The following is a 14751-nucleotide window of genomic DNA, read 5'->3' on the forward strand; positions in this document are numbered from 1 at the left end:
TTTTTGGAGAAAGGTTTACAGGTTGCCCAGAATGTCGAAAATGGAGGTAGCATCTTCCTCCCTCCACTGGGAGATGAAACTATTCGCGAGAGGTGCGATTCCATGGCGCGATTGTCGCGACTCCTTATCCTTTCCGCTGCATACGGAGAAGGCCATCAGCAAGCCGCGCGCGCCGTTGAGGCGGCCGTTACAACACTCTGTCCAGAAGCGGATGTACAAATTCTCGATTATTTGCATGATGTCCATCCAAGATTGGACGCCATGGCCAAATACTTTTACCTGCAAAGTGTCAAATATGCACCCACTCTTTATAAATGGTTCTATCAGAGTACCAGCCAGTTGACTCCACAATCACTCATTCAGCGGCAATTGAATTCCTTGGGCATCGAAACACTGGCTGCTACACTTCACAATTTTCGACCCAATATTGTTCTAGCCACTTTTCCCACACCAGCAGGCGTGGTTTCTATGCTGAAACAGCAAGGCCGTACCAACATTCCGCTGACGACACTGATTACTGACCATGCTATTCACAGCCAGTGGATTCACCCGCAGACTGACTTATATTTCGCGCCATCCGACTACGTCCGCGAAGGTTTAATGGAACGGGGCACTTCGCCCGATCGCGTTGAAGTAACAGGCATTCCTGTGCGTGAAGCTTTTTGTCGCCCATGGAATAAAGCTGAACTGCGTCGAGAACTTGAACTGTCTGAAGAGAAACCGATATTGCTCTTGATGGGCGGCGCTTATGGAGTTCTGGGCGATCTCGGTCAAGTAGCTTTGCAGCTTGCCAAGTACAGCAATCAATTACAGTTAATTGTCGTTGCTGGAAAGAACGAACGCCTGTACCAGCAGCTTTGCGGTATGCCAGAACTAGCTGAAGCGGGTGTCAAGATATTCGGATTTGTGCGTGATGTCTATCGCCTGATGGCTGCTTCCGACCTGATGCTGACCAAAGCTGGCGGTTTGACCGTCAGTGAATCCATGGCTCTGGGCCTGCCGTTGATTATTTATCGACCTATCCCTGGCCAGGAAATTCAGAACTGCCACTATCTTACCAAGGCTGGCACAGCCTGTTTAGCTCGTAACCAACAGGAAATTGTAGACATCTCGCTTCGATTGCTGATTGACAATCCAGAGGAAATTCGCAAAATGCGTCAACGAGCTTTGGCTATCCGACACGTTAACGCTGCAGAGGTGATTGCCCAACGTTTAATGGCTTTGGCCAACGGTCGAATCGTCTATCCCACACCGAAATTTGCAACTATGTCTGCCAATTCAACAGGTGTTGTCCGGTGAGTACACAGGAAAAATCGCAAAGGCGCTGGCTGAACATTATTCCTCGTGATTTTCCGCTGGCGCTCGTCAGCATTTTTTCTGCCCTCTCACTCTCAGAGTTGGTGCGAGGCGCATTGACTTTTTCCGTCCTGCCAACCTATGGCAGCGGCGTCCTCGGCTTGCCTGTGGAAATCACAGCACTCGCTATTTCACTGCACTACCTGATGGATACGTTGTTCCGTACACCTTTCGGTTGGATGATCGATCGCATTGGGCCTCGCTACCCGCTCATGGCAGGCTTTGTGGCTGCACTTTGTGCTGTTATTTTCATGTTTCAAGCCAGAACGGGCGCTATGCTGTTGCTGGCCGCTATGCTCTTTGGCTTTGGTGTTTCGCCCATGTGGCCTGCTGCCATGTCAGCCATCGCTCATCGTATTGAGCCTCAAGAGCGTGCCTCTTATGTTGGTTATTTATACTTATTTTGGTTATGCGGCACCGGGCTTGGTCCAGTGCTGGCCAATTTGTTGATTGCTCGATCTTATCCAGCTGCGTTTCTTGCTCTTGGCTTGGCAGATGGTCTAGGCTTGTTGGTGGTTCTACTCTTTGTTCATAATCGACAATACCGTGCACATGACTCAGTGCGCATATCCAACAAATACAGCTGGCAAAACCGCATTCAAAGCATTTTGACCAATGTACGCGAGGCTTCTTATTTATTCCCGGGAATGTTTGCCCAGACCTTTGCCATTACATCTCTGGTACCGATTCTCTCTTTGTACGCAAAGCTAGAACTGCACTTGTCACCCATCTACTATACAGGAATTCTTGTCTCAGGCGGCGCCTTGACAGCACTGACACTCATTCCTGCAGGTAAATTGGTCGATCGTTTCGGGGCGCGATACTTTCTCATTTTCGGCTTTGGAACGGCTGCTTTTGCTCTGATTGTTTTCTCGTTTTACCATTCGCGTCTGGCCACATATCTAGTCGTCGCCTTTATTGGCATCGCCTATGGATTTGTTCTGCCAAGCTGGAATAAAACTGTGGATACGCATATCGATCCCGATAAGAAGGCTACGCTCTGGGGAATTTTTATGACTGTAGAAGGAATCGGATCGGCCGTCGGTCCTTATGTGGGTGGATTGGTTTGGCAAACTCTCTCTCCAGAAGCCCCCTTTTGGGTGGCTGGGAGTGTTATTCTTTTAATTTGTTTACTCTACATCTTTGTACCTTTACAGAAAAAAGACGGTGGCAGAGAATCCATTCGCCACCGCCAACGCAGTACCTTTTAGAATCTATGTCTTTCCTATTTGAAAGAACCTCTAGATGCCACAGCCTTGGCTGTGGTATCTGTTTTTAAATGGTGAGATCTGGATAAAGCGGGAAGCGGGATGTCAAGGCGCTCACGCGACTTTTCGCTTCTGCTTCGCCAGCTTCTGTCCAATCTTTTTGCAAAACGAGCGAGAAAACTGATGCAATCTCACGCATTGCTTGCTCGTCCATGCCACGCGATGTGACAGCCGGAGTGCCGACACGAATACCGCTTGTAACCATGGGACTCGCCGGATCGAAAGGAATAGTATTCTTATTCACTGTAATGCCCACTTGATCGAGCCGTTTTTCTGCTTCTTTACCGCTCAATTCACGGCTTCGCAAGTCAATGAGCACCAAATGATTGTCAGTGCCACCAGAGACCAGTTGAAATCCTTCCTGAAGGAGAGCTTCAGCTAAAGTTTTGGCATTCTTGACAACTTGCTCGGAATACGTTTTGAATTCTGGTTTCAACGCTTCACCAAAAGCAACGGCTTTCGCGGCTATCACATGCATCAGCGGGCCGCCTTGTATACCAGGAAAGATGGATTTGTCTATGGCTTTGGCGAATTCCTCCTTGCAAAGAATCATGCCGCCGCGCGGACCACGCAATGTTTTGTGCGTAGTTGTGGTCACAAACTGCGCGTGCGGTACAGGAGACGGATGCAATCCTGTTGCCACAAGACCGGCAATATGAGCCATGTCAACCATCAAGTAGGCTCCCACTTCATCCGCAATTTCGCGCATTTTAGCAAAGTCTATGATTCGCGGATAGGCGCTCGCACCAGCCACCAACATTCTGGGACGGTGTTCTTGAGCCAATCTGCGTAATTCTTCATAGTCAATACGTTGCGTCTTTTCGTCTACACCATAGGAAATAAACTCGTAAAGTTGTCCTGAGAAATTAACTGGACTACCGTGCGTCAAATGTCCGCCATGCGAGAGATTCATGCCGAGCACTTTATCTCCTGGCTTGAGCACAGCAAAATAAACCGCCATATTGGCCTGCGCTCCGGAGTGAGGCTGCACATTGACGTGCTCCGCACCAAACAATTGCTTGGCGCGATCGCGAGCGATATTCTCGACGATATCAACATATTCACAACCACCATAATAGCGACGTCCTGGATATCCTTCGGCGTACTTATTCGTTAGCGGACTTCCCATAGCTTCCATAACAGCCGGACTGACAAAATTTTCAGAAGCAATCAATTCAATGTTGTTGCGTTGACGGTTTAACTCTTGCTGCATAGCCGCAGCCAACTCAGCATCATACTGGCTCAAGTTCATTCGTCCGTCTCTCTCCTTTATGCTGGCTACCTATTTTGCCAACCAACGTTTTTCAGCTTCTTCCCTACTGTAAACAGCGCGCATGCCACCAATCAACGGCGGCCTTGTCCTAGCCAGCACCAAATGCGCATGACCAATGGACTGGACAGAAACACGTACAGGAACCGCGACTGGTTTCAAATGCATACCGATTAAAGTGTCACCAATGTCCACACCCGCATCGGCCGCAATGGCAGACACCAGACAGGCATCGCTCATTTTACGATAGGCTGCAGCTGCTACCGCACCCCCCGCACCCGGCACGGGTATAGCAGAAACCTCCTGCCAACCATGCGTCATCGCCAATTGGCGGTTGACGACCAGCGCCCGGTTCAGATGCTCACAGCATTGAAAGGCGAGTTGGCAGCCTGTTTCCGACGACCATTGCAGGAAAATATCAACTATCTGCTGACCAATGGCCATTGAGGTTGCCGTCCCAATTCGTTGACCTGCCACCTCACTGCTTGAAGCTCCTACCACCAAGACTTGCCCAGTTCCCAAGCAAGCCAGTTGTTGAAACTCGTCCAAAATGGCGCGCAACGGTTCTGCAATATTTAAATTTTGCTGTTGTCTGTCCACGACTTGTGGAGATGGATGGTCACAAGAATCACTCTCTGTTGGCAGCATTCTTTCCATCTTCACCGCCCTCCTCTGAAGATTGCGGCAAAAGGCGGATCATTTCCCTGATCAATTCTTCCAATTGGGCAGCGCACGCCTCATACGCCTCGTCACACTGTCCGAACGGATCTACAATATCATACCCAGAGCCATCGCGATCGACCTTTTTCACAAATTCCGATAAAGTATAAATTTTCTCCGCAGCATCTGGAAATTTTTCAAGCATCGCTTGTTTATGGGCTTCTGTCATGGTAAAAATGAGATCCGCTTCCTTAACCATGGCATCCTCCACAGGCTGAGAAGCGTGATGTCCGACCACCACTTGGCGACGCAACAACGCATCTACTGCCGATCGCGACATCAGTTGACCTGGAAATGCATACAATCCTGCTGAACGAACCGTATGGTGAAGTCCCCGTTTGGCTATCTCATGACGAGCTAACCATTGGGCCATCGGACTTCGACATGTATTCCCTGTACAAATAAACAGCAGATTCATTGGCTATAGACACCTCGCACAATCATCGCTTAGGGGCGACGAATTGCCTGGTAAGTTAGATGGTGAAAAGGAGTGCATGTCGCACTCCATCTTCTTGCCATTGTATCCTCTTTCTATAAACTTACTCAAATAAAAATCGCAAGCCAAGAAAAATCAGCAAAAGCGAACCAAACAACTCTCCAAGCCAGCCTGACCAGCCTGAAGCTTTTTTCCCCTAAATATAAACCTGCTCCTGTCATGACCGCACCCGCTACGCCAAACGCAAACGCCGAAACTATACCGTATGTGGCCGAACGCAAGCCAAGCGTAAAGCCAACGGACAAAGCATCAATGGATACTCCCGATGAAAAAAGCAAGAGAGAAAGCAAACTGTTGCCTCTTCTTCTGACAGTTTCTCTTTTTTTATGAAAACTCTCAAAAAGCATGTGGATTCCTAGACCAATTAACAAAAATGCTCCAAACCCTTTTGCAATTTGTCCAACTTTTGCTTCTACCCAAAATCCTACCCAAAGACCCAGGAGAGCAAAAACAATATGAAAGAGACCGATGCATATGCACATCTGAATCGCCCGCTTGCGATTGATCCCGTTTAAGCCCATGCCGATGGATAGTGAAAAAGAATCCATTCCAAGCGCGATCGACATCATGGCAATATTGAGCAAATCTCTCATGGAAAAAGGCACATGCACCCTCCTCAGGCAACAAAAGAACATCTCTGCCCAGAAGCATGGCTCGAGCAGAGAATGTTTCTATGAACTGCTTCCTTGTAAGGAGAGTATGCACCTATCCGGACAAACATGATGAATCATGTCGGCAAAGAGATGGCTTAGGATGATTCAGCGTGCCATAATCGGCCTTCCGTTGCCTTCAAGAGTCGATTATGGATAGCTGTTCCGAGAGGATGAAATGCACTTGGGGCAAACACATAAAGTGCTTCCAAATGAGCTGTATCCGCTTCACGCATACTGCTGTATAGCTTGGCTGCAAAAGAAGGCGCATAGCTCTCTTCCTCTCCTTCTATCCAGCAGGTCCAAACAGGAGAAGGTTGCAGCAAGTCTGCTAATGTTTGAAAATTCCGGGGCGCGATGAGGCCAAATCGTTGAATGGATGACTGCAATAACGCCTGTTGCATAGCTGATTGAACGGACTCTACATTGCCCCACCAAGCGCTGACTGGTGTATGTGGCGCATAGTGTCGATATTTCATACCCGGAGCCAGTGGCGTTCCACCTTCTTGGAAACCTGTAGAAACCGTTACTGGCAACCCTGTGGCATCCTCTAGCATGGCGGCCGTAATCGCTCCTGGACGATAAATATGTATGCTCTCTTCCTGCACCGCTGCTACGGTAGATTCAATTCCCCACTCACAAGATCCACCTTCCACCAACACATCAAGATGATCCGCCAAATCAAGCAGGACAGTTTCTGATGTGGTAGGACTCGGCAAGCCAGAACGGTTAGCACTCGGAGCAGCTACTGGCACTCCAGACAGACTGAGCAGAAGTTGCGCAACAGGATGATTGGGTACACGAACACCAATCAAGGTCTGGCCAGGATAAACGCTTCTCGCAATAGTCTTTGCTGGCGGTAACAGCAAAGTGAGCGGTCCGGGCCAAAAGGATTCTATCAGTCGTTTTTCGTGCGGGCGAATACGTGCTATATCAACAGCTGACGAGATGGCTTCAACATTGGGTAGATGGACAATGAGCGGATTGTCAGCCGGTCTCCCTTTGGCTTGAAAAATACGCAGAATAGCTTCCTCCAGATTGGCATTCGCGCCCAATCCGTAGACCGTCTCTGTAGGGAAGGCAACTAAGCCGCCCTGTCTCAGAGCGGCAGCAGCAGGAGATAACAGCCTGATTGCCTGGGTTTTGTTCTCTCGCGCCATACTTACACTTACTTGGATGCGCTGCACACTCTGCTACCTCCTTTACGATGGGGTTTGTTTCCCAGCGAGTGATTTTATCCGGCTTGCACATGTTTTTTAGATGGACCACTGGTGAACCAATGTATGCCATAGCTCTTCTCCATAGTCAACTACAGCCAGCCGTACCTGAACCTTCTCTTCTTTGCCGTTGGGACCCATCATATTGAGTACCTCAAGAGGAGGTAAATCCGGAAAACTCCCTGTATTCGGAACCGCGTCACCCTCAGCAATATCGACAAAACAGAGAGGCGGGAAAAGGACGCACCACCAATTGGCACCTTGTCCCTTTCCGAGGATAATGCGTAACGCTTCATAATTACCGGCTGGATAAATTTGATTCCCATAAATTTTAGTAGGGAAAGGAACTTTGCCTATATTGGTTTGCACACCGTATGTAAAGCCATGCTCACGAGTCACCTTTAAGGCAATTTGCTCAATATCTGCTTCGTGTTCTTCCAAGATACGCCGAGCCTCTGCAGAACTCGTAACACCTTTTAACCATTTTCCTACTTGCAGGACTATAGCATTGCGCACTTCCCGTTTCAATTGTTGATCTTGAGGACTATCGCTGTTTGCAATAATTCTTAAACGGAGCGCCTCTTTAGGAATGGGTGCATCATGAGGCACGGCAAAATCAATGGATTGAATCTTCGCTGTTGACATATCGGTTACAGCGCTGTTCGTCGAAGCTGTGCTCGTTTCCAAAAGATGTCCAGCTACACAGATACCACCCACAATTGTTGCCAATACCATCATTCTACGCCACATTCTTATTCGCCTCCCTATCTTCTCTAGCAAAAGTCTGCCCAGAAAAAGATAGGTTTAAACCATCCCCCATAAATTCATTGCCGTACTAAAAGGTCAGCTTCTATGGTGGCGAATGACAGCTACCACACGATGAACGCCCCGCAAATCGCAATGTAATTGCGTTGCAAAAGAATGCCAAGGCTTGGTTGAAAAAAGTTGCTGTACTTGCTTCGCCTGTCCCATACCCACTTCTAAAAAAAGACCCACAGCCTCTTCGTCTGCAAGTATTCCCGGCCCTAATCGGGCAAGTTCTCGATAAAAATCGAGGCCGTCTTTTCCAGCAAACAGGGCAAGATGGGGTTCAAATCGAACAACCTCTTCATCCACAAGGCGATACGGATCTGATTCCGCAATATAGGGTGGATTAGATAGAATGATGTGAGGTTTTTTCCCATTACGCTTATTGATCTTAGCTAAAAGACGCAAACCGTCTGCTCGAATAAAGCGGACGGCTGCCTGGTGAAGCATCTGATTTTGACGTGCCACTTCCAACGCCTCAGGGGAGATATCCACTGCCCAAACTTGCCAGGCTGGATACTCCAGAGCCACAGAGACTGCCAAGGCACCGCTGCCGGTACCGAGATCGAGCAAACAACCTGTGTGTCTGCCACTTTCCTGCAAAAATGCCAGAGAAATCTCTAAAAGACTTTCTGTATCAGGACGAGGAATTAAGCAACGCTCGTCAACCACAAATTTTCTACCCGCAAAAAAAGCATGCCCCAGAATGTAGGCTAGTGGCTCACCTTGCTGGCGACGTTCAAGAAATGACTGCATTTGAAGCCAAACTTTCTCCTCAATCGGATCTGACAAGTGACGCCACAATTCTTCCACCTTCCATCCTGATGCGGCGGCTAGAAGTTCTGCCGCTTCATGATGGCATTGATGAAATGCATCGTCTGGCTGCCACTTTTGAAACAGTGGCTGTTTGAGCAATTGATTCCTTGCCTCGCTCCAGCATGTTGTCACTGTGCGAATCATGCCTCTAATGCCTCATTCAATTTAGCGCTTTGTTCAGCAATAATTAGATGTTGAATAATCTCTTCCAAATCTCCCGCCAAAACACTTTCTAAACGATGCAGGGTCAGGCCGATCCGGTGATCCGTCACGCGACTTTGTGGAAAGTTGTATGTTCGTATCCTTTCACTGCGATCGCCCGTACCTACTTGATTTTTGCGATTAGCTGCCTGCTCTTGCTGTTGTTCTTCTAAATATTTTTCATACAGTCGTGCACGCAGGACTCTCATGGCTTTATCTCGATTCTTCAACTGTGATTTTTCATCCTGGCACGAGACGACTAACCCTGTCGGCAAATGGGTAATTCGTACTGCCGACTGAGTGGTATTGACACTTTGTCCACCTGGTCCGGTTGAACAAAACGTGTCAATGCGCAAATCTTTTTCATGAATTTCCACTTGTACATCTTCAACTTCCGGCAAAACAGCCACTGTAGCTGTGGAAGTATGAATACGACCACCCGATTCTGTGGTTGGTACACGTTGTACACGATGTGTTCCACTTTCATATTTCAGCTTGCTGTATGCTCCCTTACCTTGCACAGAAAGCGTTGCTTCACGAAATCCTCCTATATCCGTATAACTAGCATCGATGAGTTCTACCTTCCAACCGCAATTTTCAGCATAGCGTGTATACATACGTAACAAATCTCCCGCAAACAACGCCGCCTCTTCGCCACCAGCCGCTGCCCGAACTTCGAGAAAGACATTTTTATCGTCATTTGGGTCTTTGGGAAGTAGTAAAATCTGTAATTTAGCTTGATAGTCATCTATCTTATTTTGCAAATCATCGAGTTCAAGCTTGACAAGTTCTCGCATTTCATCATCCAATTTCTCATCAAGCATAGCCTTCGCACTTTTAAATTGCTCTTGTGCTTCCCGATAGGCGCGATAAATTTCTACAGTTTCTTGTAAATCAGACTGCTCTTTAGCGTATTTGCGCAACTTTTCTGGATCGGACGATATATTAGGGTCACACAACCAATCACTTAATTGTTGATAACGCCGTTCCATAGATTCAAGTTTCTCAAACATAAACTCACCTTCTTTTCTCGCATCGTTGTCATTAACCTGTTCTCTAAATAGCGGAAAAGAGCCAAATTACGCCCGCCCTTATGCAAAATAAACGCATAAAAAAGCGACCCTGCGGTTAGCAGGCGTAACTGGCCCTTTTCAAAAGGCAAACTATTGAGCGTTCTTCATTCCGTATTTTTTATTAAAGCGATCTACACGACCGCCGGCATCTACCAGCTTTTGCTTACCGGTAAAGAAAGGATGGCATTTGGAACAGATTTCAACTCGAAGATTTTCCTTCACAGAACCTGTTTCAAATGTTTCACCACAGGCACACGTTACAACAGCTTTATGATAAACTGGATGTCCTTCTGCTTTCATGCGTTTCACCTCTTTCACATTCCGCAAAATAGCACTGTGGAGTAGTATATCACGTTGTCTGCCTTCTGTCACGTCATTTCAAGGTTTGAAAAAATGACATACTTACCAAACGGTACAGATGGATATTTCAAAGGATCAAAGAACGAATAAAACTTGCATAAGCGCTGATACTTCGTTACACACAAGCATTAAAATATTTCAAGAAATCATACAAAGAGAAATCATTTTTCACTCCTAATAATTGTTAGAAAGCTTCATCTTTTTTACGCTTATCTCAGGTCGAACCACCTACTATCGACCACACTTTATCAAAGGAGAGAATGATACCATGAAACACAAAACACTCTGGACCATCGCTGGCGCTACATTAGGATTTCTTTCATTTGGAGGACCACTTTTGGCACACGCCATGCAACCTAATTACGCCACTAAACCGCCTTATTATGACGAAGTCACAAAGGTGACAAGTCAACCCAACTATACTGGAAAGCCACCCTATTATGATGAAGTTATCATTCCACCCAAGGCAGGCTTTCATGAGCGAGTCAGCAGTGGCACCTTGATTTGAAAATTGAAATTTGTTTACTGAGAAACCTTACTCGTTTTTAAGCAGAAATTTTACAATTTTAGTGTTGCAATATTCGCCGTTGAGGTGGGCGGTGTGTAAAAGAGCCTATCTCCAGACCAGGGCACTCTGACCGCAATGCTTCCATCATACCAAGCATACCCAGCCATCCCCCCCCTGGTTCAGGAATGCGTTGCAAATAATAATCTGGATCGATGTTTAAGTTGCGCATTTGTACTAGTTTAACTTTTGTACGTCGCAAAAACTGAATCATCGCTTCCACTTCTTCTTCGCGGTCAGAGATGCCTGGAAATACCAAATAGTTAATAGAAGTATAGACACCCTGTTCAGATGCATAACACAACGAAGTGGCAACATCATCCAAACTGTAATTACGCGGCAAATAATAGGCCTGATAATGTTCCGGAATTGCACTAATGATAGAAACTCGCATTAAGTCGAGGCCGGCATCGACAATTTTCTGTATTCCTCTTACGAAACCAGCATTTGTATTTATATTGATATATCCATTGTTTGTTTTTTGTCTTAGCTTGCGAATAGCATTTGCGATATCCATGAATCGCGTAGAAGGTTCACCTTCACAGCCCTGTCCAAAAGAAACAATTGCATCTGGATTTTTCTGAATATGAACAAGCATAACCTGAGCCATTTCATCGGCTGTAGGGCGAAATTGTAAACGCGTTTGCGGAGCCGGAAAAGGAGAGTCATCCGGTTGCTCAGAAATACACCCCACACATGCGGCATTGCAAACCATGGAAGCAGGTACGGCTCCCTCAGATTTGGATAAAAATGTATTGCGCGCCGTCATACATCCATATTCGAGGGCACAGTGAGACAAATGCTGAAACAATCGATTTTCCGGATATTGTGCAAGAGTATCTTCAACCAGTTGATGCAACTCTTTTTCATTTATAGTCGCAGGATTCCATTCAGTTGGATCATCTGTTGGATGGGCAGCTACATAGAACTGTCCATCCATCCACCCTACTGCTGTATAACCAAAAAGAGGGAGAGTAACTTGTTCATTTTTTCTTTTGCTATAGCCAGGTAGCAGTAACCGAGTATAACCTTGTGGCAAAAGTGCCCCTACCGCAAAGACATCGTTCGGTAGACGCAACATCTCGTCCGTCTTTGGATGACGTCCAACCGCATAAGTGCCGGGTAGCCAGGATAACTCCGCACCTTCCGGCAAGGGAATCCATTCTTCCGATTCAATTGTCGTTATCCAATCCGCTGTACGTCCAACAGCAAGAAACTCTGGATGCTCCATCACTTCTCCATGACTATTTGCATAGAGAAGCTTGGGTAATTTCGTAGACATGATTTTCTGTGCCTCACAGTTCTTAGCCAATCTTGTTTCGCGTAAATGCGCAACTAATGTCAACTGTTTTCTGGTTATTCACAAAATAACCCACTTCTTCATTCCATCATTATAAACTCACATATTCATCCTACCCAAATGATTGATGAAAATACAGCATCCAAATCTTAAGAACTTACAGGTGCAACAGTAGAAGTGGCTGGCGTTGAATGGGAGGTTTGCCCACCAGATTGAGATTGCGGCTGTTCTTGGTCATTGTTCTTCACTGCAGGTGCTCTCTTTTCCCGTTGTAACGATAGGGAATCCAAAAAGTCATTATTCGTCTTATAATGCCTGAATTTACGCAAGAACATTTCTGTAAAATCTTGATTATCTCCCATAGACTTACGAATAGCCCATACTTTTTCAAGCTCAGTTTTCGGTATGAGCATTTCTTCACGACGAGTTCCGGAGCGACGAATGTCAAAGGCAGGAAACACACGTTTTTCTGCTAATTTCCTGTCCAGATGGAGTTCCAAATTTCCTGTGCCTTTAAATTCTTCATAAATGACATCGTCCATACGCGATCCCGTTTCCACCAAAGCTGTGGCAAGAATAGTCAAACTTCCTCCTTCTTCCACATTTCGGGCTGCGCCAAAAAAACGTTTGGGTCGATGGAAGGCTGCTGGATCTATTCCACCAGATAATGTTCGACCACTGGGAGGTACGACAAGATTGTAAGCTCGTGCCAAGCGAGTAATACTGTCCAACAAAATGACAACATCCTGTTTATGCTCGACCAATCGAATAGCTCTTTCAAGAACCAATTCTGCTACTTTAATATGATTTTCCGGAACCTCGTCAAACGTAGACGCTACGACTTCACCTTTCACGGAACGCTGCATATCGGTAACTTCTTCAGGCCGTTCATCAATGAGCAAGACAAACAAATGTGCATTTGGATAATTTGTAGAGATGCTATGGGCAATTTCTTTAAGAAGCAGTGTTTTACCAGCTTTGGGAGGTGCAACAATTAGACCGCGTTGGCCGAATCCAACAGGAGCAAACAAGTCAATGACTCTCGTTGCAATATGGTCAGGAGTAGTTTCCAATTGTATCCGAGTTTTGGGGAAAAGGGGCGTCAGCGCAGCAAAATGAAGTCTTTCAGCAGCTTGTTCAGGACTGAAGCCATTGACAGCCTCCACGTGAAGTAATCCAAAATAACGTTCACTCTCTTTGGGGGCACGTACTTTACCTGAAACTAAATCTCCTGTGCGCAGGTCAAAACGCCGAATTTGTGACGCTGCTACGTATATGTCTTCTGAAGAAGGCAAATAACCAATAGGCCTTAAGAAACCATAACCATCCTGCATTATTTCAAGTACGCCTTCAGCAAACATCAGTCCATCTTTTTCCGCTTGCGCTTTGAGAATCGCAAAAATCAATTCTCGTTTTTTCATATTTCCATAATAAGGAATTTGAAACTCCTTAGCAAACTTATACAGTTCAGTAAGTTTCTTTTCTTCCAGTTCTCTTATATCCAAGCCATTCCCTCACATTCTTTCAAGGGGGTAACCCCTTATCCATCCAATATAGCTTGTTTCATTCATTCTTCCTTGCTTCAAATCTCATTTACTTTCACAATGGTTGAAAGCTTGGTTATCTGATGCTATTCTTACTTCCGCAAAGAAATGATTTCTTTATTCAATGATGAATGGTAGGGAAAATCGGCTTCCTGCTTAAATCGTGCACAGCATCAATAAACCTTACAGTGCCTGTACGCGCCCGCATGACAACCGAATGAGTACTTGCCCGATCTCGTGTTAAAAATCGTACACCCCGCAACAACTCACCATCCGTCACTCCGGAAGCGGCAAAAATCGCGTCATCTCCACTGACTAAATCATCTAACATCAAAGTCTTCCGAACATCGTGGACACCCATTTTATGACAGCGTTCTTCCTGCTCCTTATTTTCCGGCATCAGACGTCCCATAAAATCTCCACCCAGACATTTCAGGGCCGCAGCAGCTAAAACACCTTCAGGTGCACCACCCATTCCAAGTAACATATCCACACCTGTACCTTCAAAAGCTGTATTGAGTGCAGCTGCTACGTCTCCATCCTGGATAAGCTTGATTCTTGCGCCTGCATCTCGCACTTCTTCTATCAATTTTTCGTGTCGAGGACGATCCATAATTACTACGACTACATCAGAAATATCTTTATTGGTTGCTTTTGCGACAGCGTTCAAATTCTCTTTGACCGAAGCATCCAAATGCACTTTTCCTCTAGCTCTGGGTCCAACTGCAATTTTGTCCATGTACATATCAGGAGCGTGTAAAAGAGTTCCTTTTGGAGCTACAGCAACCACAGCCATAGCGTTCCATTGTCCTTTAGCGACAATATTGGTACCTTCCAACGGATCGACCGCTACATCTAATTCTGGCGGTGTGCCCGTACCCAGACGTTCACCAATGTAAAGCATAGGAGCTTCATCCATTTCGCCTTCACCAATTACAACTGTTCCATCCATCTGAATAGTATCAAACATGGCACGCATAGCATTGGTAGCTGCCGCATCTGCCTCATTTTTCCGACCGCGCCCCATCCATCGCGCGCATTCAAGCGCAGCCATTTCTGTAACCCGAACAATCTCCAGCGCGAGTTCTCTCTCCATAGAATTCATGCA

General features: G+C 46.3%; 15 protein-coding genes. 3 read left to right on the forward strand and 12 right to left on the reverse strand.

The features are described 5' to 3' along the window. Positions 1-102: 102 nt before the first annotated feature. Complete coding sequence (locus ACOJUR_RS00360) at positions 103-1299, forward strand: MGDG synthase family glycosyltransferase (protein ID WP_420948964.1); 1197 nt, start codon at positions 103-105, stop codon at positions 1297-1299. Beyond that, the gene (locus tag ACOJUR_RS00365; protein ID WP_072874429.1) at positions 1296-2567 is read left to right on the forward strand and encodes an MFS transporter; all 1272 of its coding nucleotides are present in this window, start codon (positions 1296-1298) and stop codon (positions 2565-2567) included. The genes ACOJUR_RS00360 and ACOJUR_RS00365 overlap by 4 nt, the downstream gene beginning before the upstream one ends. 64 nt (positions 2568-2631) lie before the next feature. On the opposite strand, the gene ACOJUR_RS00370 is transcribed toward ACOJUR_RS00365, so the two are convergent. The 9 genes from ACOJUR_RS00370 to rpmE form a co-directional block, all read right to left on the reverse strand. Next, positions 2632-3876: a serine hydroxymethyltransferase gene (locus ACOJUR_RS00370; protein ID WP_203114821.1), complete on the reverse strand. Its 1245-nt coding sequence runs from the start codon at positions 3874-3876 to the stop codon at positions 2632-2634. Positions 3877-3906: 30 nt separating this feature from the next. Continuing rightward, entirely contained in the window at positions 3907-4551 is a 645-nt protein-coding gene (locus ACOJUR_RS00375) for a TIGR01440 family protein (RefSeq protein ID WP_420948965.1), read from the reverse strand. Next, a complete protein-coding gene (locus ACOJUR_RS00380; protein ID WP_420948966.1) occupies positions 4523-5032 on the reverse strand; it encodes a low molecular weight protein arginine phosphatase in 510 nt (169 codons plus the stop codon). The genes ACOJUR_RS00375 and ACOJUR_RS00380 overlap by 29 nt, the downstream gene beginning before the upstream one ends. A 125-nt stretch (positions 5033-5157) precedes the next feature. Then, positions 5158-5715, reverse strand: a complete 558-nt coding sequence (locus ACOJUR_RS00385; RefSeq protein ID WP_420948967.1) for a manganese efflux pump MntP — start codon at positions 5713-5715, stop codon at positions 5158-5160. A gap of 143 nt (positions 5716-5858) precedes the next feature. Further along, on the reverse strand, positions 5859-6947 hold the full coding sequence (locus ACOJUR_RS00390; protein ID WP_420948968.1) for an L-threonylcarbamoyladenylate synthase: 1089 nt from the start codon (positions 6945-6947) through the stop codon (positions 5859-5861). Positions 6948-7016: 69 nt separating this feature from the next. Continuing rightward, positions 7017-7727 carry a stage II sporulation protein R gene (spoIIR, locus tag ACOJUR_RS00395; protein WP_072874425.1) on the reverse strand — a complete coding sequence of 237 codons (711 nt, stop codon included), beginning with the start codon at positions 7725-7727 and terminating at the stop codon, positions 7017-7019. Between the two features lie 93 nt (positions 7728-7820). Then, positions 7821-8744, reverse strand: coding sequence for a peptide chain release factor N(5)-glutamine methyltransferase (gene prmC, locus ACOJUR_RS00400; RefSeq protein WP_420948969.1), 924 nt, complete (start codon positions 8742-8744; stop codon positions 7821-7823). Next, positions 8741-9814 carry a peptide chain release factor 1 gene (gene prfA / locus ACOJUR_RS00405; RefSeq protein ID WP_072874423.1) on the reverse strand — a complete coding sequence of 358 codons (1074 nt, stop codon included), beginning with the start codon at positions 9812-9814 and terminating at the stop codon, positions 8741-8743. Before prfA ends, prmC begins: the two co-directional genes overlap by 4 nt. A gap of 150 nt (positions 9815-9964) precedes the next feature. Continuing rightward, positions 9965-10174: a 50S ribosomal protein L31 gene (gene rpmE / locus ACOJUR_RS00410; protein WP_072874422.1), complete on the reverse strand. Its 210-nt coding sequence runs from the start codon at positions 10172-10174 to the stop codon at positions 9965-9967. Between the two features lie 328 nt (positions 10175-10502). Here rpmE and ACOJUR_RS00415 point away from each other — a divergent pair, with 328 nt between their 5' ends. Beyond that, complete coding sequence (locus tag ACOJUR_RS00415; RefSeq protein ID WP_420948970.1) at positions 10503-10742, forward strand: hypothetical protein; 240 nt, start codon at positions 10503-10505, stop codon at positions 10740-10742. 58 nt (positions 10743-10800) lie between these two features. Here ACOJUR_RS00415 and ACOJUR_RS00420 read toward each other — a convergent pair whose 3' ends face one another. From ACOJUR_RS00420 to glpX, 3 genes are all read right to left on the reverse strand, one after another. After that, positions 10801-12081 carry a radical SAM family protein gene (locus ACOJUR_RS00420; protein WP_420948971.1) on the reverse strand — a complete coding sequence of 427 codons (1281 nt, stop codon included), beginning with the start codon at positions 12079-12081 and terminating at the stop codon, positions 10801-10803. Positions 12082-12248: 167 nt separating this feature from the next. Next, complete coding sequence (gene rho / locus ACOJUR_RS00425; RefSeq protein WP_420948972.1) at positions 12249-13604, reverse strand: transcription termination factor Rho; 1356 nt, start codon at positions 13602-13604, stop codon at positions 12249-12251. 160 nt (positions 13605-13764) lie between these two features. Then, complete coding sequence (gene glpX / locus ACOJUR_RS00430) at positions 13765-14739, reverse strand: class II fructose-bisphosphatase (protein ID WP_072874935.1); 975 nt, start codon at positions 14737-14739, stop codon at positions 13765-13767. Positions 14740-14751: the final 12 nt, after the last annotated feature.

The organism is Alicyclobacillus tolerans (genome assembly GCF_048984885.1).
Classification (GTDB): Bacteria; Bacillota; Bacilli; order Alicyclobacillales; family Alicyclobacillaceae; genus Alicyclobacillus_I; species Alicyclobacillus_I tolerans.